Origin of the sequence: Streptosporangium longisporum (genome assembly GCF_039534895.1) — a bacterium.
Lineage (GTDB): Bacteria > Actinomycetota > Actinomycetes > Streptosporangiales > Streptosporangiaceae > Streptosporangium > Streptosporangium longisporum.
The window spans coordinates 83,644-105,934 of the sequence record NZ_BAAAWD010000006.1; the positions used below are offsets into that span (position 1 = coordinate 83,644).

Annotated in this window: 20 protein-coding genes and 1 pseudogene; 13 read left to right on the top strand and 8 right to left on the bottom strand. The window is 72.8% G+C overall.

Features of this window, described 5'->3' with window-relative positions; all coding sequences use genetic code 11:
* Window positions 1-26: 26 nt before the first annotated feature.
* Window positions 27-1,610, bottom strand: a complete 1,584-nt coding sequence (locus ABD832_RS04600) for a peptide chain release factor 3 (RefSeq protein WP_344888800.1) — start codon at window positions 1,608-1,610, stop codon at window positions 27-29.
* A 250-nt stretch (window positions 1,611-1,860) separates the two neighbouring features.
* Here ABD832_RS04600 and ABD832_RS04605 point away from each other — a divergent pair, with 250 nt between their 5' ends.
* Both ABD832_RS04605 and ABD832_RS04610 read left to right on the top strand, forming a co-directional pair.
* Window positions 1,861-2,622, top strand: coding sequence for a PP2C family protein-serine/threonine phosphatase (locus ABD832_RS04605; RefSeq protein ID WP_344888803.1), 762 nt, complete (start codon window positions 1,861-1,863; stop codon window positions 2,620-2,622).
* 579 nt (window positions 2,623-3,201) lie between these two features.
* Window positions 3,202-3,774, top strand: coding sequence for a dihydrofolate reductase family protein (locus ABD832_RS04610; protein WP_344888806.1), 573 nt, complete (start codon window positions 3,202-3,204; stop codon window positions 3,772-3,774).
* Here the strand turns inward: ABD832_RS04610 and ABD832_RS04615 are convergent.
* Window positions 3,756-4,466 (bottom strand): helix-turn-helix domain-containing protein, encoded by a 711-nt coding sequence (locus ABD832_RS04615; RefSeq protein ID WP_344888809.1) that lies wholly within the window; start codon window positions 4,464-4,466, stop codon window positions 3,756-3,758. The two genes, ABD832_RS04610 and ABD832_RS04615, sit on opposite strands and share 19 nt — an antisense overlap.
* Before the next feature lie 566 nt (window positions 4,467-5,032).
* Here ABD832_RS04615 and ABD832_RS04620 point away from each other — a divergent pair.
* A complete protein-coding gene (locus ABD832_RS04620) occupies window positions 5,033-5,875 on the top strand; it encodes a nitroreductase/quinone reductase family protein (RefSeq protein WP_344888812.1) in 843 nt (280 codons plus the stop codon).
* A gap of 49 nt (window positions 5,876-5,924) precedes the next feature.
* Here ABD832_RS04620 and ABD832_RS04625 read toward each other — a convergent pair whose 3' ends face one another.
* From ABD832_RS04625 to clpX, 4 genes are all read right to left on the bottom strand, one after another.
* Window positions 5,925-7,253: an MFS transporter gene (locus tag ABD832_RS04625; protein ID WP_344888815.1), complete on the bottom strand. Its 1,329-nt coding sequence runs from the start codon at window positions 7,251-7,253 to the stop codon at window positions 5,925-5,927.
* Entirely contained in the window at window positions 7,250-7,747 is a 498-nt protein-coding gene (locus ABD832_RS04630; protein WP_344888818.1) for an SRPBCC domain-containing protein, read from the bottom strand. Before ABD832_RS04630 ends, ABD832_RS04625 begins: the two co-directional genes overlap by 4 nt.
* A 171-nt stretch (window positions 7,748-7,918) precedes the next feature.
* Entirely contained in the window at window positions 7,919-8,497 is a 579-nt protein-coding gene (locus tag ABD832_RS04635) for a hypothetical protein (RefSeq protein WP_344888821.1), read from the bottom strand.
* A 40-nt stretch (window positions 8,498-8,537) separates the two neighbouring features.
* Complete coding sequence (gene clpX, locus ABD832_RS04640) at window positions 8,538-9,854, bottom strand: ATP-dependent Clp protease ATP-binding subunit ClpX (RefSeq protein ID WP_344888824.1); 1,317 nt, start codon at window positions 9,852-9,854, stop codon at window positions 8,538-8,540.
* A 178-nt stretch (window positions 9,855-10,032) separates the two neighbouring features.
* Here clpX and ABD832_RS04645 point away from each other — a divergent pair, with 178 nt between their 5' ends.
* The 4 genes from ABD832_RS04645 (at window position 10,033) to ABD832_RS04660 (ending at window position 13,474) form a co-directional block, all read left to right on the top strand.
* Complete coding sequence (locus ABD832_RS04645) at window positions 10,033-10,410, top strand: VOC family protein (protein WP_344888827.1); 378 nt, start codon at window positions 10,033-10,035, stop codon at window positions 10,408-10,410.
* Window positions 10,407-11,741: an ABC1 kinase family protein gene (locus ABD832_RS04650; protein WP_344888830.1), complete on the top strand. Its 1,335-nt coding sequence runs from the start codon at window positions 10,407-10,409 to the stop codon at window positions 11,739-11,741. The genes ABD832_RS04645 and ABD832_RS04650 overlap by 4 nt, the downstream gene beginning before the upstream one ends.
* A gap of 38 nt (window positions 11,742-11,779) precedes the next feature.
* Window positions 11,780-12,460, top strand: a complete 681-nt coding sequence (locus tag ABD832_RS04655; RefSeq protein ID WP_344888833.1) for a winged helix-turn-helix transcriptional regulator — start codon at window positions 11,780-11,782, stop codon at window positions 12,458-12,460.
* Between the two features lie 183 nt (window positions 12,461-12,643).
* Window positions 12,644-13,474, top strand: coding sequence for a phosphoribosylaminoimidazolesuccinocarboxamide synthase (locus ABD832_RS04660; protein WP_344888836.1), 831 nt, complete (start codon window positions 12,644-12,646; stop codon window positions 13,472-13,474).
* Window positions 13,475-13,579: 105 nt separating this feature from the next.
* On the opposite strand, the gene ABD832_RS04665 is transcribed toward ABD832_RS04660, so the two are convergent.
* Window positions 13,580-14,383, bottom strand: a complete 804-nt coding sequence (locus ABD832_RS04665) for a PP2C family protein-serine/threonine phosphatase (RefSeq protein ID WP_344888839.1) — start codon at window positions 14,381-14,383, stop codon at window positions 13,580-13,582.
* An 84-nt stretch (window positions 14,384-14,467) separates the two neighbouring features.
* Between ABD832_RS04665 and ABD832_RS04670 the strand changes: the two genes are divergently transcribed.
* From ABD832_RS04670 to ABD832_RS04690, 5 genes and pseudogenes are all read left to right on the top strand, one after another.
* Window positions 14,468-16,387 (top strand): N-6 DNA methylase, encoded by a 1,920-nt coding sequence (locus ABD832_RS04670; RefSeq protein ID WP_344888842.1) that lies wholly within the window; start codon window positions 14,468-14,470, stop codon window positions 16,385-16,387.
* Between the two features lie 26 nt (window positions 16,388-16,413).
* Window positions 16,414-17,307: a serine/threonine-protein kinase gene (locus ABD832_RS04675; protein WP_344888845.1), complete on the top strand. Its 894-nt coding sequence runs from the start codon at window positions 16,414-16,416 to the stop codon at window positions 17,305-17,307.
* Window positions 17,308-17,442: 135 nt separating this feature from the next.
* Entirely contained in the window at window positions 17,443-18,063 is a 621-nt protein-coding gene (locus tag ABD832_RS04680; protein ID WP_344888848.1) for a TetR/AcrR family transcriptional regulator, read from the top strand.
* 502 nt (window positions 18,064-18,565) lie between these two features.
* Window positions 18,566-18,748, top strand: a pseudogene (locus ABD832_RS42035) (FAD-dependent monooxygenase); the annotation flags it as partial.
* Between the two features lie 103 nt (window positions 18,749-18,851).
* Window positions 18,852-20,114 carry an FAD-dependent monooxygenase gene (locus tag ABD832_RS04690; RefSeq protein WP_344893314.1) on the top strand — a complete coding sequence of 421 codons (1,263 nt, stop codon included), beginning with the start codon at window positions 18,852-18,854 and terminating at the stop codon, window positions 20,112-20,114.
* 171 nt (window positions 20,115-20,285) lie between these two features.
* Here ABD832_RS04690 and ABD832_RS04695 read toward each other — a convergent pair whose 3' ends face one another.
* Window positions 20,286-20,828, bottom strand: coding sequence for a PadR family transcriptional regulator (locus tag ABD832_RS04695; RefSeq protein WP_344888851.1), 543 nt, complete (start codon window positions 20,826-20,828; stop codon window positions 20,286-20,288).
* An 87-nt stretch (window positions 20,829-20,915) separates the two neighbouring features.
* On the opposite strand from ABD832_RS04695, the gene ABD832_RS04700 reads away from it, so the two are divergent.
* Window positions 20,916-22,241: a carotenoid oxygenase family protein gene (locus ABD832_RS04700; RefSeq protein WP_344888854.1), complete on the top strand. Its 1,326-nt coding sequence runs from the start codon at window positions 20,916-20,918 to the stop codon at window positions 22,239-22,241.
* The last annotated feature ends 50 nt before the right edge of the window (window positions 22,242-22,291 follow it).

A 22,291-nucleotide genomic window follows, 5' to 3' on the forward strand; every position in this document is an offset into this window, starting at 1 on the left:
GCCCTCGGGTGGGTCCCAGGGCCCGCTCAGCCTCGCGTGTCGGCGAGCAGGGCGTTCAGCACCAGGTCGGGGTGGTCGCGCATCACGCCCCGCATCCGCCACTCGTCGGTGAACAGCGCCAGCAGGACCCCGTCCAGCGAGCGGGTGAAGACCTCCACCCCGCGCTGGCGGGCCAGGATCGGCGCCGACTCGGCGTCGGTGAGCCTGGCGATGCTGAAATCCAGCCGGTCCATCAGGATCTCGGTGTTGAACTCGGCGCCCATCCGGTGCTTGACCACGTCGAACTGCATCGGGCCGACCGCGGCGAGCACCGGCGACTGGTCACCGCGGACGTCGGAACGGAGCACCTGCACCACGCCCTCGGCGTCGAGCTGCTCGATGCCCTTGCGGAACTGCTTGGACCGGCTGGAGTCGCGGACCCGGGCGGTGGAGAAGTGCTCGGGGGCGAAGCTCGGGATCCGCGGGAACTCCACGGGCGGGCCGTCGTAGAGGGTGTCACCGGGACGCAGCGCGCTGGCGTTCACCAGCCCGACCACGTCCCCGGGGTAGGCCTCGTCGATCGTGGCGCGCTCCTGGCCGAAGACCGACTGGGCGTACTTGGTGGCGAACGGGCGGGCCGTGGCCGCGTGGACGAGCACCATGCCGCGCTCGAACCTGCCCGAGCAGACCCGGACGAAGGCGATCCGGTCGCGGTGCGAGGGGTCCATGTTGGCCTGCACCTTGAAGACCAGCCCGGAGAACGGCTTCTCCAGCGGGCGCGGGTCCTCGTGCACGTCCGGGCGGGGCGTGGGCGCGGGGGCGATGTCGACCATGGCGTCCAGCAGGCGGCCGACGCCGAAGTTGGACAGCGCGGCACCGAACAGCACCGGGGTGGACTCGTGCGCCTCGAAGGCCTTCTGGTCGTGGTCGGCGCCGATCGCGGAGAGCAGGTCGATCTCGTCCTTGGCCCGCTCCCAGTCCTCGCCCAGCTCGGCCAGGGCCCGCTCCGCGGTCAGGTCGGTCTCGATGGCCTTGGTGGCGCCACCGGGGGTCCGGGTGTAGCGGACGATCCGGTCGGCGGCCCGGTCGGCCACCCCGTGGAAGAACCCTCCGGTGCCGATCGGCCAGGTGATCGGCGTGGGCTTCAGGCCGGTCCGCTCCTCGATCTCGTCCAGCAGTTCCAGGGCCTCGCGTCCGGGCCGGTCCCACTTGTTGACGAACGTGATCACCGGGATGCGGCGGTGCCGGCAGACCTCGAACAGCTTGAGCGTCTGCGGCTCCATGCCCTTGGCCGCGTCCAGCAGCATGACCGCGCAGTCGACGGCGGCCAGCACCCGGTAGGTGTCCTCGGAGAAGTCGGCGTGACCGGGGGTGTCGACCAGGTTGAACATGTGCCCGCGGTACTCGAAGCGGAGCGCGGCCGAGGTGATGGAGATGCCCCTGGCCTTCTCCATCTCCATCCAGTCGGAGGTCACCCCGCGCCGCCCGGACTTGCCGTGCACCGCGCCGGCCTGGCTGATCGCCGAGGCGTGCAGGGCCAGCGCCTCGGTCATGGTCGACTTACCCGCGTCGGGGTGGCTGATCACCGCGAACGTGCGGCGCCGTGCCGCCTCCTGAATGATCGCGGCCATTCCTGGTCTCCTCGGTGCGTAAGGCGCGGAACTCCGGGCACGGTGCAACCGCACCGAAGGGGCCCAGGAGAGTGGTTCTGAAACAGCTTACGCGCCGCCACGGCCGTCAACAGATGTGGCAACACTTCCCCAGGCCGCTTGCGCCACCATGGTGTTCAGTGGATCGTGGAACATCTCGGTTCGCCCGTGCCCATCCCAACTGTCCGAAAGCGGCTTAGCTCGTGCAACTCGACGATCCAGTGGTGTGCATATGATCACGCTGCGCTATACGGCAGGCTCCGATGTGGGCCGGGTCCGGCAAGGCAACGAGGACGCCGCCTACGCCGGCGCGCGGCTCCTCGCCGTCGCCGACGGGATGGGCGGTCACGTGGGCGGTGAGGTCGCCAGCTCCGCGGCGATCGCCACCGTCGCGTCCCTGGACCAGGAGTGCCCCGGCGACCTCGCCGCCGCGGCCGAGGCCGGGGTCCGCAGGGCCAACCAGCGCCTGCGCGAGCTGGTCGAGGAGGACCCGACGCTCAGCGGCATGGGCACCACCCTGACCCTGATGCTCTGGAACGGCTCGCGCGTCGCCCTCGCCCACATCGGCGACTCCCGCGCCTACCTGCTCCGCAACGGCGACCTGTACCAGATCACCTACGACCACACCCTGGTCCAGACGCTGATGGACGACGGCCGGATCACCGCCGAGGAGGCCGCCCGCCACCCGCACCGGTCGATCCTGCTGCAGGTCCTCGACGGCGGCGAGAACCTCGAACTCGACCTCTCCCTGCGGGACGCCGAGCTCGGGGACCGCTACCTGCTCTGCTCCGACGGGCTGTCCGGGGTGGTCGAGGCCGAGCGGCTGCGCCAGGTGCTCGCCGAGGTCGACGACCTGGCGGAGGTGACCCGGCAGCTGATCGAGCTCGCCCGCGAGGCGGGGGGACCCGACAACATCACCTGCGTGGTCGCCGACGTGGTCGAGGGGGAGCTCTCCGACGACCCGGTGGTGGTCGGTTCCGCCGACCCCGCGTAGGACGGCACCACGGGCCGGGAACCGAACCGCCGGCCCGCACGGAGAACGACGAGCCGCGACGGGCCGCACGAGCGCGCGGGCATCGGCACGGCCGCCGGATCCTGGCCGGGAACGGTGACGGCGGTTATCGTCGGAGATCCGTACTGCCGCCGATCGCCGTTGCGGAGGGATGCTCCCGTGTACAAGGAATTCGCCATCGAGGCCGTGGTCTGGCTCATTCCCGTCGTGATCCTCGTCGGTCTCGCCTACATGATCACCCGTCCCGCCTGAGGCCGCGGGACCGGACCGGGGACGCGGAGCCCGCTCCGCCGCGCGGGGCGGGCTGCGCCGACGCCGGTCCGCGCGGCCACCGCCCGGTCGTGGCGTCGCCGTCATCTCCTCGGGCCGCCGGTATCTCCTCGGGCCGCCGTCATCTCCTCGGGCCGCCGGTATCTCCTCGGGCCGCCGGTTTCGTACAAGACGGCCGCGGCGGCGTTTCCTAGCATGAGTGTGGGTACTACGCCGTGTCGGAGTGCCCGCGCTCATCTGCTGGTCGATCCACCCGGCGGCCTCGTCGCCGAGCATTGAGGAGAACATCACATGCGTGATCTGGTCTATACCGCGTTCGTTTCGCTCGACGGCGTCGTGGACTCCCCCGGCGGGCCGAGCGAGGGGCACCGCAGCGGTGGCTGGGTGGCCGACCCCGAGTTCCTGCCCGAGGCGTTCTCGCTCAAGGGCGAGGAGCTCGAGGACACGACGGCGCTGATGTTCGGCCGCCGCAGCTACGAGGTGTTCGCGCCGTTCTGGCGCGACTCGGAGGACCACGCCGCCTACAAGGACCTGCCCAAGTACGTGGTCTCGTCCACGCTGCCCGACGACGCCCTCACCGAGGGCTGGGGGACGACGACGATCCTGCGCTCGACCGAGGACGTCGCCGAGCTCAAGAAGAGCGAGGGTGGCGCGATCTTCATCCACGGGAGCGCGGAACTCGCCCGGCGCCTGTCGGACGCGGGCCTGATCGACCGGTACAACCTGCTCGTCTTCCCGGTGCTGCTCGGAGCCGGCAAGAGCCTGTTCAGCAGGGCGGACCAGGACAAGAAGGCACTGCGCCTGCGGACGTCCGAGGCCTACCCGAACGGTGTCGTCAAGATGATCTACGACGTCGTCGGCTGACCCAGATCCAGGGCGATCGCGCCGCCGGTGCCCTCGCGGAGTTGCAGCGCCGTACGCCCGACGTACCGGCGCAGCGCACGGGCCAGGTGCGGTTCGTCGAAGTAGCCGAGCTTGGAGACGACGTCGGCGACCGGGGTGCCGGCGGCCAGCAGCGCCGAGGCGCCGCGGACGCGTTCGATCTGCCGTACGGCACCCTGGGTGAGGCCGGTCGCGGCGCGGAACCGGCGTTCGACGGTGCGTTCCGCGGCCGTCGGACGGTGGCCTCGGCGGACCTCGGCGACGAGCGGGTCGCGGACCACGGCTCCGGCGCGCACCAGGCGGCCGACCAGGGCCTCGGCGTCGTCGGGGCCGGGCGTCTCCCAGCGGAGACCGTCGAGCCGGAAGGCCCGGTGCGTGGTGTCGGGGAGCGCGACGCCACCGTCGACCAGGGCCGGTGTGGGCACGGCCCGGAGTGAGGTGCCCACCGCGAACTCGATGCCGACGAAGGTCGCGCCCTCCGGCACCGGCGCGGTGCCGGTCCCGGTCTCGGGGCCGGAGACGTTCGCGTACGCCGTGCCGTCGAGCTCCCAGAACACCAGGCCCCAGCACACCGCCGCCACCGAGGTCATCTCCGCGACCCGGTCGCTCGTGCAGGTCCACACGGTCTCGATCCACGGCGAGTCGGACTCGCGATTCTCGAACAGCAGTGCCATGGGAGAAGGATAGGCGTGGTTCGTCGCGCCGTCCGAGCCCGTCCACCCCTCCTCACGATCACCTCGGCTGCGCGCTCGGGCGCCCCGCGGACCGAGCCGCGGCGGACGGGAGGCGCCCGGCCGCCCGCAGGCGCGCGAAAAGGGCCGCCGACAGGACGCGCCGGTGAAAGACGTCCCATGGAAAACCCGTGTTGCCCCGTCCGGCCGTCAGGCACTACATTGAATTCATGACTGCCGGGTCGGCCTTGTGCCAAGAGCGAGTGGGTAGCCCGGCCACGGCGTGATCGCCAGGCGGGCCAGAGGCCCGCCTTTTCTTTTCCCGCGCATTCCGCGCGACGTTCCCATGAGTACGACGGTGCAGGTCACCGTCGCTTCAGCGTGCCTTTGACGAACCGGTCCCGCGGGCGGGACATCCGCCCCCGCCGGATATCCGGCATGCCCTTTCCCATTGTCACCCGCATCGCGGACGGCATCACCCGACGGTGATTTCGCATTTCCCGCCGTGCGGTCATTCGCCATGCCCGCGAACGGTTCGCGGGCCATCGACACAGGAGCGCGTACAGAGAATGCCCAATGATTTCAACCGGCAGGTCATCGAGGAGTTCCGCGCGAACGCGGGCCGGGTCGGCGGTTTCTTCGAGGGGGCCCGGCTGCTGCTGCTGACCACGGTCGGCGCGCGGTCCGGCGCCCCGCACACGACCCCGCTCGGCTACCTTCCCGACGGCGGTGACCAGGTCCTGGTGATCGCGTCGGCCGGGGGCGCGCCGAGACACCCGGCGTGGTTCCACAACCTGGTGGCCGACCCCCGGGTCACGGTCGAGACCGGCGCCTTCACCTACGAGGCGCGGGCCGTCGTGCTGGAGGGCGCCGAACGCGACCGGGTCTTCGCCCGCGCGGCCGAGGCCGAGCCGGGATGGGCCGACTACCAGGCCAAGATCGACCGCGTCATCCCGGTGGTCGCCCTCCGGCAGGCCGGGGACGGGCCTCCGGCGCCGAACGTCACGTCCTGGGGCGCGCACCTGGCGCTGGTCCACGACGCGTTCCGGCGGGAGCTGGCCCTGATCCGCGAGGAGGTCGCGCGGTCGGGTCCGGGCCTGGGCGCCCAGCTCCGGGTGAACTGCCTGACGCTCTGCCAGGGGCTGCACAACCACCACACCGGTGAGGACATGATGATGTTCCCGATGCTGGGGCGCGACCGTCCCGAGCTGGAACCGGTCCTGGAGCGGCTCCGCGAGGAGCACGAGAAGATCGCGGTCCTTCTCGGCGACCTGCGCGAGGTCGTCTCCGCCGACCGTACCGACCCGCTGCCGGTGCTCACCGAGGTCGAGCGGCTCACCGGCGAGCTGGAGGCCCACCTGACCTACGAGGAGGAGCAGCTGATCCCGATCCTGGACGCGCCGGCCTCCTGACCGGCCGGTACGGCGGCCCGGGTCACGGGCCGCCGTTACCCGGGGAGGTTCAGCGCCGGACGCTCTTGCGCCACCACCAGAACATCGCCAGGGCGGTGCCGAGCACGCAGTAGGCACCGGCCAGCTGGAAGACGAACGCCACGCCGCCCGCGGCGATCAGCACCCCCGCGATCGAGGTACCGATGCCCGAGGAGATCGAGTCCGAGGCGCTGGCCACGCCGAAGGAGCGGCCGAGTGCCGCCGGGGGCGCCAGCTTGGTGATCAGCGCGTAGGTGAGGGGGACCGAGATGGCCATCAGCACGCCCTCGACCACCGAGATCACGATGGCCATCCAGATGCTGGTCGTCAGCGCGTACGCGAAGGCCAGCACGCCCAGCAGGCCGGTGACGACGCCCACCACCAGCCAGCGCGGGGTGTTGGGCAGCACCTTGGAGGCGTGCGGCGACAGCAGCACCACCGGCAGCATCGTCGCGGTGAACGACCAGGGGATGATCGGGTCGGCCGCGCCCAGCTCGCGCAGGTAGGGGCCCCACAGCACGGCGTAGACGCCGTACATGGTGGCGGTGGCCGAGACCAGGGCGACCACCGGGCCGATGGAGCGCAGCACGTCCGGCAGCGAGGGGTCCTTCGCCGTCTGCCCGGCCGGGGCGGTCCCGTCCGCCTTCGCGGTGCCCCCGGCGTCCCCGGCGGATCCGGCGTCCTCGGTCGATTCGGTGGCCTCGGTGCTCTCGGTGCTCCCGGTGCTCTCGGTGGCCTTGGCGCCGTCCTTGCGCAGCTCGACGGGCAGGGCCGCCCTGCGGCTCAGCAGGCTGACGATCCCGGCGCTGCCCAGGGCCACCACCGCGAACCAGGGGGCGGCGGCGGTGCCGTCGATCACGACCAGGCCGACCAGGATCGGCCCGACCAGCGCCCCGGCCGTCCCCACGCTGTTGAACCGGCCGAAGGTCCGCTCGTGCTCGGCTGCGGGGGTGCCCAGGCCGATCGTGGTGCGCAACGCGTTCCCGGCCGCCGCCATGCCACCCGTGGTGAACAGGTAGGCGGCGGCCATCGCCGGGAGGAAGGAGATCATGATGAAGGCCAGCGCGCCGAGGAACGCCACCGCGCAGCCGCCGACCAGGGCCCGCCAGGCCCCGAAGCGGTCCACCAGCCGTCCGGTGATCAGGTTGGAGGCGGCGGCGCCGAACGCCGAGCAGACCATGACGGTGCCGAGCATCGGCAGCTCGACCCCGCGGTCCAGCAGGTAGGGGACGATGATGGCGATGGTCCCCATCTGCGAGGAACGCAGCAGGAAGGCGACCGTGAAGGCCCCGCGCAGCGAGACCGCGTACGCCGTCGCCGGCGCGGGAGGCGGGGCGAGCCGCGCCTCGACCCGGCTCATCCCCTCTCACCCCGGTCGACGACGCCGACCGGGCTGCTCTGCGGGCCGACGGCGCAGATGTACCAGCGCATTCGGTCCAGGACACGGGGCGCCCACATCTGCCGGGCGTGCTCCAGGTCGGCTTCGGACAGGCCGCGGTGGGTGACCACGACCATGGTCGCCCTGGGGGTCGGCCAGAGCCTGATCTCGGCGACGCTGCTGCGCGTGGGCCAGCCCTCGCACTCCATGGTGACCGCGACCCGCTCGCCCAGGACCAGCTCCGCGGTGGTCGCCGTCAGCCCGAACTCCGCGATGCTCCAGCGCACCCCCTCGGAGGTCTCGCCGGCGGGCTCGCCGGTCCAGGCGGCCAGGGAGGTGGGGTCGGTGAGGGCCCGGTAGATCTGGCTGGCCGTGCCGCGCTGGATGATGTCGGTGACGAGCAGCGAGTGGCTGCCGTCCTCGTGCGCGTAACTCGGGTCCTGCTTGCTGCCCGGCCGGAAACTCAGGGACGTCAAGGAAGGTTCCTCTCGGGGGGAGGGTGCCGTGACGTCACGCCGCCGCGGGCACCGGGGTGGGACGGGGTGGAACCGGCGGGGCCGCGCCCGCCGCTTGAGATCTCCGTACCGGAGTCCGGGACGGGCCCGCGACCGTCGCCGGTCGCGGGCCCGCCTGGGCTGGCCGAGTCCTCAGCCGCGCAGCTGGCGGAACTCGTCGACCTTGGCCTGGAAGTCGCCCTCGTTCAGGGCGGTCTCCTCGGCGCAGGCGCCCGCGCTGGCCTCGATGCCGGGGCCCAGCGGGAACGCCTTCTGGAACTGGATGTTCACGCGCGGGGGGACCTCGTAGGCGTCGACGCCGACACCGAGGCCGGTGACCTTCTCGGCCACGCGGCGCTTGCCCACGTAGACGTCGAAGATGGCGTTGTAGACGATGATCGCCGGGTAGTCGGTACCCGCCTGCTGCGCGATGGCCAGGCTGCGCGGCTGCGGGGTGTCGGACAGGGTGATGGTGACGAACTCACCGAAGGTCTCGGAGAAGCCGGCCACCTCCCACTGCTCGATGGCGAACTCGAACTGCCGGTGGCCACCGGCGTTGGTGACGGGGGCGCCGCGGTCGAGACGGAGCACCGCCGTCATCTTGAGGATCTCCTTGACCTCGCCGCCCGAGACGATCGGGATGTTGAGCTCGGACTGCTGGAACTCGACGTCGGCGACCGGGGGGAACTCGGTCTGCAGCGGGAGCGGGTTGACGATCTGGGGGGTTGTCATGTTGTCTCCTTGCTGATCCCACGCTCGCGTGGGTGACGGTTCACATCGGGCGGACGGGCGCCGCGGCCTGCACGACACGCGGAAGCGGAGCCCTCCGCTCGATGTGTTCGGTGTTCCGCCCCGCCTCGGCGGGCGGGGAGGTCTGTGCCGGGACCGGCGGGCGGTGCGCCGTCTCGCCGGCGGCGGCCCGCACGTCGGCGGCCTCCACGACGAGGCGCCGTCCCGGGTCCCAGTCGGGGCTGTCGTACATCAGCCCGAGCAGGGTGCTTTCCATGATCGCTCGCAGGCCCCTGGCCCCGGTCTTCCTGCCGTGCGCCGCGGCGGCGACCGCGAGCAGCGCCTCGTCGGTGAACGAGAGCACGTGACCGTCGAGCCGGAACAGCTCCTCGTACTGCGAGAGCAGGGAGCCGACGGGTTCGGAGACGATCCGGCGCAGTTCGGCCGGGCCGAGCGGCTGGAGCTGGACCACCACCGGCATGCGGCCCACGAACTCGGGGAGCAGCCCGAAGGAGACGAGGTCCTGCGGCTCCACCTCGGGCGCGGGGGCCCGCTCGCCGCCGATGTCCGCGCCGAAGCCGATGCCCCGGGACCCGCCGCGCTCGGCGGCGATCTCGTCCAGCCCGACGAAGGCGCCGCCCGCGACGAACAGGATGTCGGAGGTGTCCAGCCGGCGCGTCTCGGTGCCCGCGGGTCCTCCGCCGGCGCCGCCGCGCGGGTCCAGGGAGACCTGGGTGCCCTCCAGCACCTTCAGCAGGCTCTGCTGCACGCCCTCGCCGGAGACGTCCAGCGTCCCGGTCTCCCTGCGGGCGAGCTTGTCCACCTCGTCGAGGAAGACGATGCCGTGCTGGGCGGCGGCGAGGTCGCCGTCGGCGGCCGTCACCAGGCGGCGGAAGATGGACTCGGTGTCCTCCCCGGCGTAGCCCGCCTGGGTGATCGAGGTGACGTCGGCCACCACGAACGGCACGTCCAGGGTCTTGGCCAGCGTCTCGGCCAGCAGGGTCTTGCCGGTGCCGGACGGTCCGGCCAGCAGGATGTTGGACTTGGCGAGCCGGGTGGAACGTTCCCCGGTGCCGATCCTGCCGATCCTCTTGAAGTGGTTGTAGACCGCCACGCTCAGCGCCCGCTTGGCCGTGTCCTGGGCGATGACGTGCTCGTCCAGGCGGGCCACCAGCATCGAGGGGGTGAGCCTGCCGGACGCCCGCCGGGCGCGGCGCCGTCCCTCGACGGCGGCTATCCCGGCGTACGCGCAGTCCACGCAGATGGCGGTCCCGGTACCGGTGATCAGGGGGACCGCGGCCAGCTCGTTCACTCCGCAAAAGGAGCAGTGAGCCAGTTTTCTGCGGAGCGGAACGGCCACGCGATCACCTCGGGTTCGGGTAGGTCACTTCCATAAAATGTAGGTATCTCCCCACCGCACTCAACGATCAAATTTCCACATATATAGGTCCAGCAGTCGTGAGGTTCTGCTCTTGCGTCTCCCCACCCACCATCTAGCTTTAATATCCCGCACCGAACCACGGACAAGGAGACAGCCCATGGCCGAGAACGCGGCGCGCATCGCGGTGATCAGCGTGAACGTGCACGACATGGACCAGGCGGTGGCCTTCTACACCGACGCCCTGGGGTTCGCCGTCCGCTCCGACTCCGGGGCGCCCTACTTCGTGGAGCTGGTCAACGACGGCCCGCGGCTGCTGCTGCAGCTCGCCGAGCGCCCGACCAAGGCCGACTACCCGTCCGGCGCGTGCATCATGATCAACCTGGCCGTCGCCGACGTCGCGGCCGAGTTCGCCCGGCTCCGCGAGTCCGGCGCCGAGTTGCTCCACGAGTCCCTGCAGGACAGTCCCGTCGGCCCCTACTTCGGTGTCGCCGACCCGAGCGGCAACGTCATCGAGCTGATCCAGTTCAGCGAGTGACCAGCGTCGCCGCGAGCCGTGCCGGCGCGTCCCCGCGTACCGGCACGGGCCTGGGCGCGATCCCCGGACGCGTCCTCACGGTGACCCGCACGGTGATCGGCGTGGCCGCCCGCGTCGCCGGCCTGTGGGCCGTCGCGACGCTGACCGGGCGGCGTCACGCCCTGCCGGCCGCGACCGCCCGCGCGGTCGCGACCCGGTTGCACCGCGCGGGCCCCACCTTCGTCAAGCTGGCCCAGCTGCTCGGCACCCGGCTCGACCTGCTGCCCGCCGAGCTGTGCGCGGCCTTCTCCCGCCTGTACGACGACGTCCCCGCCGTCTCCCCGCGGACCGCCCGCGCGCTGCTGGCGGACCGGCTCGGCGCCCCGCCGGAGACGGTGTTCGCCCGCTTCGACGCCGAGGCGGTGGCCTCGGGCAGCATCGCCTGCGTCTACCGCGCGACCCTGCTCGACGGCACCGAGGTGGCGGTCAAGCTCCGCAGGCCGGGCGTGGAGCGGATCGTGGCCGCCGACCTGCGGCTGCTCGCCTGGGGAACCGCCCTGCTCGCCCGTACCCCGCTGATGCGCGGGCTGCCCGCGGTGGCCGCGGTCCGCCAGATGTCCGAGGCGGTCGCGGGTCAGCTCGACTTCACCGCCGAGGCGGCCTCGCTGGTACGGCTCTCGGCGGCGCTGGAGTCCGTCGAGGGGATCCGGGTGCCGCTGCCGCACCCGGGCCTGGCCGACGCGGCCAGGACCTCCCGCGGGCTGCTGGTGATGGAGTACCTGCCCGGCCTGAGAAGGTTCTCCCCCGCCGAGCTGGGACGTGAGGCGTCCGTCCGCGCGGTGGAGACGGCGCTCTCGGGCATCTACAAGATCCTCTTCCTGGACGGCCTGGTCCACTGCGACCTGCATCCGGGCAACCTCTACCCGATGCCCGACGGCACGGTCCAGATGATCGACGCCGGTTTCGTGGTCCGGCTGCCCGAGGCGGCGCGCCGGGCCTTCACCGAGTTCTTCTTCCGGATGGGCACGGGCAACGGGCGGCGCTGCGCCGAGATCGTGCTCTCCACCGCCCGGTACCCGGCCGGCATGGACGCCGCCGCGTTCACCGCCGAGATGGTCGCCCTGGTGGACTCGGTCACCGGGGCCCGTGCCGCCGACTTCGACCTGCTGCGTTTCGCCGCGGGCCTGTTCGAGCTGCAGCGACGGCACGGGCTGCACGCCGACCCGCTGTTCATCTTCCCGCTGCTCGGCATCCTGGTCTTCGAGGGCGCCATCAACGACCACCACCCCGAGCTCGACTTCCAGGAGCTCGCGATGCCCTATCTGATCCAGGCGCTGTTCACCCGGCGGTGAGCGTTCATCGCTATACCTAATGCGAGTAAAGTCACCTCATGAAGGAAGGGCGCAGACACTACGGGCAGTACTGCGGCCTGGCCGCGGCCCTTGACGTGATCGGTGAGCGGTGGACCCTGCTCATCGTCCGGGAGCTGCTGGTCGCGCCGCGCCGCTACAACGAGCTGCTGGCCAACCTGCCCGGCATCGGCACGAACCTGCTGGCCGTGCGGCTGAGGCTGCTGGGCGAGGCCGGGGTGGTGGAGCAGCTCACCTCCGACCCGGACGGCCGGGCCCGCCGCTACCGGCTGACCGAGACCGGCCAGTCGCTCCGGCCCGTGGTGCTGGGCCTGGCCCGCTGGGGCATGCCGCTGCTGGCCGAGCCGGACCCGCACGACGAGGTGCGCCCGGAGTGGTCGCTGGTCGCGGTGGAGGCGATGATGTGCACGCCTCCCGCGGACGGCCCGGACGAGTGCTACCAGTTCCAGATCGCGGGCAAGGACGGACGCGAGGAGGTCTTCCACCTGGAGGTCAAGGAGGCGACGGCCCGGATCGTCCCCGGCCGCGCCGTCTCCCCCGACCTGCTCGCCGTCACCGACGCGGTCACCTTCGTGGAGATCGGGGCGGGCCGGCTCGATCCGCTGGAGGCCGTCGTGCTGGGCAGGCTCCGCCTGGACGGGGACTCCGGCGCGGTGCTGCGCTGCTGCCGCCTGCTGGGCCTGATCCCCCCGACGGCCTGACCCCCGGATCCCCCCGGCGGCCGGACGGCCCTCGCACGGCGGACCGGACCGGCCCGGCGTCCCCGCCGGCAGGGCGGACCACCCGGCACGGCCCGCGGGGCGCGTCCAATACGGTGGGCGGATGTCGGTCGATGACCGGTGGCCCGCGGGGGGCCGCCGGGCCGTGCGAGAGCAGGGAACGCAGTGAAGCTTCTTCATTCCGGGAAGGTCCGCGACGTCTACGAGGACCGCGGGGACATCGTCCTCGTGGCGTCCGACCGGGTGTCGGTGTACGACGTGATCCTGCCCACCCCCATCCCGGACAAGGGGAAGATCCTCACCCGGCTCTCGCTGTGGTGGTTCGAGCGGCTCGCCGACATCGTGCCCAACCACGTGATCTCGGCGACCGACGTACCGGCGGAGTTCGAGGGGCGCGCGGTGCGGTGCCGGAGGCTGGAGATGGCGCGGGTCGAGTGCGTCGCGCGCGGCTACCTGACCGGTGGCGGCCTGAAGGAGTACCTGGCGAGCGGGACGGTCTCCGGCGTGCCGCTCCCGCCCGGCCTGGTGGACGGCTCCAGGCTGCCCGAGCCGATCTTCACCCCCAGCACCAAGGCCCCGCTGGGAGAGCACGACGAGCCCATCTCCTACGAGAACGTCGTCGCCCTGGAGGGTGCGGAGGCCGCCGCGGAGTTCCGGCGGATCACGCTGGAGATCTACCGGCGCGGGTCGGAGCTGGCCGCCGGGCGAGGTGTGATCATCGCCGACACCAAGATCGAGCTGGGCCGGGCCGCCGACGGCACGCTGACGCTCGGCGACGAGGTGCTGACCTCCGACTCCTCCCGCTTCTGGCCCGCCGACCGGTGGGAGCCCGGCCGCCCGCAGTTCTCCTTCGACAAGCAGTACGTGCGCGACTGGGCCACCGGCACCGGCTGGGACCGCAGGGAGCCCGCGCCCGAGGTGCCCGAGGAGGTCGTGGAGGTCACCCGGGCGCGCTACGTCGAGGCGTACGAGCGCATCACCGGCGAGACCTGGTGAGCACCGCGAGCGCGTGAGCCCGCCGGCACCCACCGCCGGCCACCGGGTCGGACGCGTCCCGGTCAGGGTGCGGGCCGGGATCGGGCGGGGCTCATCCGGCAGAACTCACCGGGCGAGTCTCCTCTCGGCCGCGGCGCCCACGATGGCCGGGACGGCCGGGGTGGAGCCGGTGGGCGCCGCGAAGTCGGCCACGATGCAGGTGATGTTGTCGGGGCCGCCGCCGCGGTTGGCCAGGTCGATCAGCCGGCGGACGGCCTCGTCCGGGTCGGAGATCTCGGTCAGCGTGTTGAACAGCGTCTCCGGGCCGACCACGGCGGTCAGGCCGTCGGAGCAGAGCAGGTAGCGGTCCTCGGGGAAGGCCTCGCGCAGCGACAGGTCCAGCTCGCCGTCGCCGGTGCCCTCCAGCACCCGCAGCACCATCGACCGGCGCGGGTGCTCGGCCGCCTGCTCGGGGGTGATGCGCCCCTCGTCCACCAGCGACTGGACCAGGGTGTGGTCGTGGGTGATCTGGTAGAGGGCACCGTCGCGCAGCATGTAGGCCCGCGAGTCCCCGACGTGCGCGAGGGCGAACGTGGCACCGTCCCAGAGCATGGCGGTCAGGGTGGTGCCCATGCCGCGCAGCGTGGGGTCCTGCTCGCTCATCTCGCGCAGCGTGTGGTTCACGTCCCTGGCGACGCCCTTGAGCGTGGCGAGCAGGTCGACGCCCTCCCCCGGCAGGCTCTCGTCCAGCGCGGCCATGGCGGTGACCGCCAGGGAGCTGGCGACCTCTCCACCCGCGTGACCGCCCATGCCGTCGGCTATGGCGAGCAGGCGCACGCTCGCGTAGCCCGAGTCCTCGTTCGCCTCGCGACGGACACCCACGTCCGAGCGGGCCGCGTAGCGCAGTGCCAGTGGTTGGTTCAGTGCCATGAGGGCAGTAAATCATTGGTTGAAGCACTTCACAAGCAAAGTCCTTGTAGACCGTCGCGGCACAGTGAACTACTGTGGCCCTCCATGGAGGAGAGCCAGGAGATCACCGTGAACGCGGGCGACATCGCCCGCCTCGCCGGGGTCGGGAGGGCGGCGGTGAGCAACTGGCGCCGCCGCCACGAGGACTTCCCCCGGCCGGTGAGCGGCACCGCCTCCAGCCCGCTCTTCTCCCTGCCCGAGGTCACCGGGTGGCTGCGCGCGAACGGCAAGTCGTTCGAGATCTCGCTCGGCGACCTGGTCTGGCAGCGGATGCGCACCTCGGTGGACGACCTCAGGCTGGGCGAGCTGGTGGCCAGGGTCGGCGCCTTCCTGCTGTTCCTGAGCCGCGAGCCCGCCGACTGGCGTGATCATGGGGTGAAGTCTCTCACCCGGGCGGCCGAGGTCACGACGGACCTTCCCGGCCCGCCCGATCTCCGCCTGGAGGACCTGGCCCTCGTCCGGCTGGTCGCCGAGCTCGCCTCCGAACGCGGCCCGCTGGAGGCGTTCGAGTTCCTGTGCGAGCGCTACGTCGAGGCCCACTCCCGCCAGCTCTCGGTCACCCGGGACGACGTGGCCGCGCTGATGGTCCGGCTGGCGGCCGGGAGCGGGGGCGTCGTCCTCGACCCGGCGTGCGGCGTCGGGACCCTGCTGCTGGGCGCGAACGCGGTGGCGCGCCGCAGGACCCTCCTGGCCGGGCAGGAGATCGGCGGGACGAGCGCGCTGATCACTGCCGTGCGGCTGCTGCTGCGCGGGGCCCCGGCGCGGGTCGTCGCCGGTGACTCCCTGCGCGAGGACGGCCTGGCCGGGGAGGCCGCCGACGCCGTGGTCTGCGACCCTCCGTTCAACGAGCGGGTCTGGGGGCACGACGAGCTGGCCGGCGACCCGCGCTGGGAGTACGGCCTGCCGCCGCGCGGGGAGTCCGAGCTCGCCTGGGTGCAGCACTGCCTGGCCCACGTGCGGCCGGGCGGCCTGGTGGCGATCCTGATGCCCGCGGCGGCGGCCGGTCGCCGCCCGGGCAAGCGGATCCGCGGCAACCTGCTCCGGGCCGGGGCGCTGCGCGCCGTGGTGACGCTCGCGCCCGGCGGCCCCGACCTGTGGATGCTCCGCCGCCCGGACGGGGGACGGCCGCCGTCCCGGCTGCTGGTGGTGGACGCCGCCGACGACCTGTCGGTGGTGGAGCCGGCCTGGCGGGCGTACCTGGAGAACCCCGACGCCGAACCGCGCGGCCACGGCCGCACGGTGCGGATCATCGACCTGCTCGACGACGAGGTGGACCTGACCCCGGCCAGGCACCGCCCGCAGCAGGTCGGCCCGGACTTCGTGCGCGACTTCACCGACGCGCTGGACAGGTTCAGGGCCACCTCGGCCACGCTGCCGGACGCCACCCCGGCCCTGGAGCCGCTCTCCGGGCGTCAGGACCTGCCGACCACCACCGTCGGCGAGCTGGCCAAGGCGGGCCTGATCACGATCCTGCAGGCGCCGTCCCGGATGTCGGCCGACGAGGGCCCGCTGCCGGTGCTGACCGCCGACGACACCGCGGCCGGCGCCTCGCCCTCCGGCCGCACCGTCCTCGACCCGGCGCTGGTCATGATCAGGCCCGGGGACGTGGTGACCAGCGTGCTGGGCGCGGTCAGGGTGATCACCCAGAGCGGCGCGGCGCTCGGCCCGCAGCTCACCCTCTACCGGGTCGACCCGCAGCGGCTCGACTCGGCGTTCCTCGCCGGTTTCCTGCGCTCGGCCGACGGCACCAGGGTCCATGCCGGCTCCAGCCGCCTGGACGTGCGGCGGACGCGGGTGCCCATGCTGCCCCTGGCCGACCAGCGGCTGTACGGCACGGCCTTCCGCGAGCTGTTCGAACTGGAAGATCGACTCCGGGCGACGAGGACGCTGGGGGAGACACTGATCCGGCTAGGCTTTGACGGACTGGTCGACGGTCATCTCCGGCCGTGCGACCACGGGGCGTGACGCCCGGCACGTCGATGGGAGGGTCGATGGTCATCGGCGACCGGTACGTGCTCGACGACCTCCCGCTCGGCCAGGGAGGCATGGGGGCCGTCTACGGCGCCCATGACAGGCATCTCGACCGCAGGGTGGCGGTGAAGTTCCTGAGATTCCTCGCCGGGTCCGACGAGGAGCTGAACCGCCGCTTCCTGCGCGAGGCCCGCATCCTGGCCAGGCTGGAACACCCCGGCGCGCCGGTCCTGTACGACTTCGGCACCTTCGACCAGCGACTGTTCCAGGTCATGCAGTTCATCGAGGGCGTCACCGTGGCCGACGTGGTCAGCGAGCACGGCCCGCTCCCGGTGCCCTGGGCGGCGGCGATCGCCGCGCAGGCCTGCGCGGTGCTGACGGCCGCCCACGCGCTCTCCATCCACCACCGCGACCTGAAGCCGACCAACCTGATGCTCTGCCCGGACGGGAGCGTGAAGGTCCTCGACTTCGGCCTGGCCGTGCTGCGCGAGGCCGAGGAGGCCCGGTTCACCCGGGTGGGCCAGATCCTCGGCACCCCGTCGTACATGGCGCCCGAGCAGATCCAGCGCGGCCTGTCCGGCCCCCGCAGCGACCTGTACGCCCTCGGCTGCGTGATCCACGAGATGCTGACCGGCCGGCAGCTGTTCACCGGCCCCACCGAGTACGCCGTGTTCGAGCGCCAGGTCAAGGAGCGCCCGCCGCGGGTGCCGGGAGTGCCGGCCGAACTGGACCGCCTCGTCTCCGAACTGCTGGAGAAGGACCCGGACGACCGTCCCTCCGGCGCGGACGTGCTGTACGAGCGGCTGCAGCCGTTCGCGGTGGACCTGCCGATGCTCCCGGGCTTCCTGCACCCGTCGTCGGTGCCGAGCCCGGGGCGGATGTACGCGCGGATGGTGGGCCGCGTCCTGGCCTGAGGTCCGGCCGGACCGCACGGGTCCTGGGCCGGACGCACGAGCCCGGGACCGTGACGCACGGGCCCGGGGCCGCCCAAAAACTTGCCGAACCGGAATACTTGCCGTCGTGGCAATTTTTTGGCTATGGTGGGCCGCATGGACGACGGAACGGCCCCCGGGTTGCGCGAGCGCAAGAAGCAGGAGACCAGGGACGCGCTGAGCTGGGCGGTCATCCGGCTGAGCGTGGAGCGCGGCTGGGACAACGTGAGCGTGGAGGACGTCGCCGCCGCGGCGAACGTGTCGGTGCGTACCTTCCGCAACTACTTCTCCGGCAAGGCCGAGGCCGTCGTGTCCCGTCACACCGAGCGCATGTTCCGTTTCGCGGACGAGCTGCGCGGCCGCCCGGCCGGTGAGCCCCTGGACCAGGCCGTCAAGAACGCCACGCTGGCCCGGATGGCGCCGCCGGAGGCCACCGGCGACCAGACGCCCAGCCGCGAATGGACCGACGGCGTGCGGCTCATGCTGGCCGAGCCGGACGTGCAGGGCGAGTTCCTCAGGGCGATGGCGGCCGCCCAGGCCGAACTGGCCACGGTCGTCGCCGAGCGGACCGGCACCGACGTCGGCCGCGACCTCTACCCGTCCCTGGTCGCCGCCGCCACCGGCGCCGCCGTATCGACGGCCATGGAGCACTGGCTCCGTGCCGACCCGCCCGTGCCTTTCGGGCCGCTCGTCCGCGAGGCGCTCGACCGGCTCTGGGCGGGCCTGCCCGTCCCCTGAGCCTGTCCGTGCCCTGAGCCTGCCCATTCCCTGAGTCCGCCCGTTCCCTGAGCCTGCCCATTCCCCGAATCCGCCCGTTCCCTGAGCGTGCCCGTTTTCGCGGCCCGCGCCCGCCTTTCCTCGTGGCCCGCCGACAAGCCCCCGGAACCCGTCGAGGAACCGCCGGAACCTCCCGGGACCCGCCGAGACCCCGCCCCGCTCACCCACCGGGTCGCCTCATCGCGCGCACCCCGCCGCGTCCACGACCCCGCCGCGCCCGGACCCCCAGCGTGGCCGCCCCGACCTCCCCGCACCCGCACCCGCGGCCTCGCCGTGCCCCGACCTGGTCACACCCCGACCTGGCCGTACCTCCGACCTGGCCGCACCCCGGCCTCGCCGTACCCGGGGCCTCGCCGCGCCCGCGACCCCCGCGTGCCCGTGACCTCGCCCCACCCGTGACGCCGCCCCGCCGGCGGCCTCGCCGTGCCCGGAATCCCTCCGTGGCCGCAACAAGGAGACCACAATGATCAATGATGTCGTCATCGCCGGAGCGGGCCCCAACGGCCTGATGCTGGCCTGCGAGCTGAGCCTGGCCGGCGTACGGCCGATCGTGCTGGAACGCCTGCCCGAGCCCGGCACCGAGCCCCGGGCCAACGGCCTGGTCGGCCAGGTGGTGAGCATGCTCGACCGCCGCGGCCTGTACGGCCGGCTCAGCGGCGACGCCGGCCCCCCCGCGGCCCGCCCCCCGCTTCGTCTTCGGCGCGCTGCCCCTGGACCTGACCCCGCTGGAGGACAACCCGCTCTTCACGCTGCTCGTCCCCCAGGCCCGCGTCACCCAGGTCCTGACCGAGCGTGCCCGCGAGCTCGGCGTGGAGATCCGGCACGGGCACGAGCTCACCGGCCTGTCCCAGGACGGCGAGGCCGTCACCGCCACCGTCACCGGACCGCGGGGCACCTACCGCCTTCCGGCCCGCCACCTGGTCGGCGCCGACGGCGGGCGCAGCCTCACGCGCAAGCTGTCCGGCATCGCCTTCCCCGGCGTGACCAGGGACGACACGGTCTCCCGGACCGCCGACGCCCACCTGCCCGCCGAGTGGATGGACGAGGCCACCGGGGCCCTGCACGTCCCGGGCTACGGCGTCGTACCGCCGTTCGCGCACCACCGCAACGAGCGCGGCGTGTTCGTCTTCGCCACCCCTCCCGGCCGGGCCCCGCTGGTGAGCACCATGGAGTGGAAGCGGGCCGGGGACGACGGGCCGATGACCCTGGAGGAGATGCGGGCGAGCGCGAGCCGCGTGCTCGGTGTCGACGTCCCGCTCACCCCGCCGGACGGTGACGGGCCGCACCTGCTGCGCAGGCTCACCGGCGGCAACACCCGCCTGGCCGAACGGTACCGGGACCGGCGCGTGCTCCTGGTGGGCGACGCCGCCCACGTGCACTCCGCCATCGGCGGGCCCGGCCTCAACCTCGGCCTGCAGGACGCGATCAACCTCGGCTGGAAGCTCGCCGCGGAGATCCGCGGCGACGCGCCGCCCGGGTTGCTGGACACCTACGAGAGCGAGCGGCGGCCCGCCGCCCACCGCGTGGTCGTGCACACCCGGGCGCAGTCGGCGCTGATCGCCCCCGGCGGCGACGTCACCGCGCTGCGCGAGCTGTTCGCCGAGCTGCTCGCCGACCGGGACACCGTCCGGCGCATCGCCGATCTCATGGCCGGCTCCGACGTCCGCTACGACATGGGAACGGCCTCGCCACACCCGCTGACCGGCCGGTACGCCCCCGATCTCGTCCTGCGCACCGGGAGCGGGACGGTCCGGCTGGCCGCGCTGACCGTGACCGCCCGGCCCCTGCTCCTCGACCTGACCGAGGACGGCCTGCCGGCCGGAGCGGTGCCCGAGGGGGTGGAGGTCGTCACCGGGCGGGCGCCGGACGCTCCGGCCACGGCCCTGCTCGTGCGTCCCGACTCCTATGTGGCCTGGGCGTCCTCGTCGCCGCATCCGGACACCGCCGAGCTGGACGCGCTGCGGGCCGCCGCGGGCCGCTGGTTCGGCGCCGTCCGCACCGTCCCCGCCTGATCCCGGTCCGGGAGGGGGTGCCGGGGCGACCCGAGTCCGTGCCGCGGACGACCCGGGTCCGTGCCGCGCATGACCCGGGTCCTGCCGCGGGCGGCCGGGGCCCGCGGCTCCGGGCACAGGGGCCTCGGAGCCGCGACCCGGGCACCGGAAACCGGGCACAGGGGCCGGGACCTACCGCTCGGGCGCCGCGTCCCCGGGGGTGACGGCCTCGATCTCGCGGGCGGCCCACTCGGCCCAGTCCCGCTGCAGGGCGGTGAACCGCAGACCCCACTCCAGCGCGAGCCGCCCGTAGACCGACAGGGGCTCGTCGCCCTCGGTCGCGGGCCGGATCAGATCGAGCCGGCCGTGCTCCTCGGCGGCGATGGCACCCTGCCTGGCCAGGTAGGCGTGAGCGTCGGCGGGTTCGACGACGCCGAGGAAGAAGACCCGCAGCAGCATGTCGCTGCGGCGTACCTGCTCGGGCTCGACCCGGGTCAGCCAGTGACGCAGCTCCGACAGGCCGGCCTCGGTCAGCGCGTACTCCTTGCGGCCCCGGGGTCCCTCGGCGACGACCTCGATCAACCCGGCACCGGCCAGACGGCCCAGCTCGCCGTAGAGCTGGCTCTGCGTGGCGGGCCAGACGTTGGCGAGGGAGAGGTCGAAGAGTTTCATCAGGTCGTATCCGCTCGCGGGCCCCTCGGAGAGCAGGCCCAGCAACGCGTGTCGGAGGCTCATGACCATATCCTACATTCCTGTATTGACATGTCATATGTAGAAGTTCTAGTTTTGACATGTCACCAGTGGAATATCAAAGGGGAGATCATGGTTCCGTCCTACCTGCGGGGCGACCTCGCACCGGTCGCCGACGAGATCGGCGCCCGGGATCTGCCGGTCGAGGGCGTCCTCCCCGCCGAGCTGACCGGCCGCTACGTGCGCAACGGCCCCAACCCGCGTCCGGGCGAGGACTCGGGCCACTGGTTCGCCGGGCACGGCATGCTGCACGGCGTCCGCCTGCGCGACGGCCGCGCCGAGTGGTACCGGAACCGGTGGACGCGGACCACCCGGTTCACCGACGGCGCACTCTCGCTGCAACCCGGCGGCGGGCGCGACCTGGCCGCCGTCACCGCGAACACCAGCGTGATCCGGCACTCCGGCCGCACGCTCGCGCTGGTCGAGAACGGGCTGCCGTACGAGGTCACCCCCGAGCTGGACACGGTCGGCGCCTGCGACTTCGGCGGCCGGCTGACCACGGCCATGACCGCCCACCCCAAGCGGGACCCGGACACCGGGGAGCTGCTCTTCTTCGGGTACGGCTTCGCCCCGCCCTACCTCACCTACCACCGCCTGTCGGCCGGCGGCGAGCTGGTCGAGAGCCGCCAGGTCGAGGTCCCCGGGCCGACCATGATGCACGACTTCGCGATCACCCGGAACCACGTGGTCTGGCTCGACCTGCCGGTGATCTTCGACATCGAGATGGCCAAGGCCCGCCGCGGCCTGCCCTACCGGTGGGACGACGGCTACGGCGCCCGGCTGGGCGTGATGGGACGGGCCGACGGGCGGGTGCGCTGGTTCGACGTGGACCCGTGCTACGTCTTCCACGTCGGCAACGCCCACGAGGACGCCGCCGGCCGGGTCGTCCTCGACGCGGTCCGGTACTCGCCCGAGAGCTTCCGGCAGACGTGGGGCAGCATGGGCGGCAGCGCGACCGGCGTCCCCGGGCCCGCCGGGACCTCCTCCCTCCTGATCGGCTCGACCCTGCACCGCTGGACGCTCGACCTGGACGGCGGCCTCGCCAAGGAGGAGGCCCTCGACGACCGTCCCGTCGAGTTCCCCACGCTCAACGAGGAGCGCACCGGCCTGCCGAGCCGCTACCTGTACACCGTGGCCGACGACGCCGTCGTCAAGTACGACGCGCGGACAGGCGCGAGCACCGTCAGGCCGACCGGGGGCACGACGGGCGAGGCGGTGTTCGTGCCCGCCGCCGATGCCCGCGCCGAGGACGACGGCTGGCTGATGTCGATCGTCACCGCCGCCGACGCCTCGGCACTGCTGGTGCTGGACGCCGGCACGCTGGAGCCGGTCGCGACGGTACGGCTGCCGCGCCGGGTGCCCGCCGGTTTCCACGGCGGCTGGTTCGCCGACGCCTGAGCCCCGCCCGTCCTGAGCCTTGGCCGTCCTGAGCACCGGCCGCTTTGAGC

Coding starts and splice junctions, on each gene's coding strand:
- ABD832_RS04600 (WP_344888800.1), bottom strand. CDS start 1,610: ATGGCCGCGATCATTCAGGAGGCGGCACGGCGCCGCACGTTCGCGGTG.
- ABD832_RS04605 (WP_344888803.1), top strand. CDS start 1,861: ATGATCACGCTGCGCTATACGGCAGGCTCCGATGTGGGCCGGGTCCGG.
- ABD832_RS04610 (WP_344888806.1), top strand. CDS start 3,202: ATGCGTGATCTGGTCTATACCGCGTTCGTTTCGCTCGACGGCGTCGTG.
- ABD832_RS04615 (WP_344888809.1), bottom strand. CDS start 4,466: ATGGCACTGCTGTTCGAGAATCGCGAGTCCGACTCGCCGTGGATCGAG.
- ABD832_RS04620 (WP_344888812.1), top strand. CDS start 5,033: ATGCCCAATGATTTCAACCGGCAGGTCATCGAGGAGTTCCGCGCGAAC.
- ABD832_RS04625 (WP_344888815.1), bottom strand. CDS start 7,253: ATGAGCCGGGTCGAGGCGCGGCTCGCCCCGCCTCCCGCGCCGGCGACG.
- ABD832_RS04635 (WP_344888821.1), bottom strand. CDS start 8,497: ATGACAACCCCCCAGATCGTCAACCCGCTCCCGCTGCAGACCGAGTTC.
- ABD832_RS04645 (WP_344888827.1), top strand. CDS start 10,033: ATGGCCGAGAACGCGGCGCGCATCGCGGTGATCAGCGTGAACGTGCAC.
- ABD832_RS04655 (WP_344888833.1), top strand. CDS start 11,780: ATGAAGGAAGGGCGCAGACACTACGGGCAGTACTGCGGCCTGGCCGCG.
- ABD832_RS04665 (WP_344888839.1), bottom strand. CDS start 14,383: ATGGCACTGAACCAACCACTGGCACTGCGCTACGCGGCCCGCTCGGAC.
- ABD832_RS04670 (WP_344888842.1), top strand. CDS start 14,468: ATGGAGGAGAGCCAGGAGATCACCGTGAACGCGGGCGACATCGCCCGC.
- ABD832_RS04675 (WP_344888845.1), top strand. CDS start 16,414: ATGGTCATCGGCGACCGGTACGTGCTCGACGACCTCCCGCTCGGCCAG.
- ABD832_RS04680 (WP_344888848.1), top strand. CDS start 17,443: ATGGACGACGGAACGGCCCCCGGGTTGCGCGAGCGCAAGAAGCAGGAG.
- ABD832_RS04695 (WP_344888851.1), bottom strand. CDS start 20,828: ATGAGCCTCCGACACGCGTTGCTGGGCCTGCTCTCCGAGGGGCCCGCG.
- ABD832_RS04700 (WP_344888854.1), top strand. CDS start 20,916: ATGGTTCCGTCCTACCTGCGGGGCGACCTCGCACCGGTCGCCGACGAG.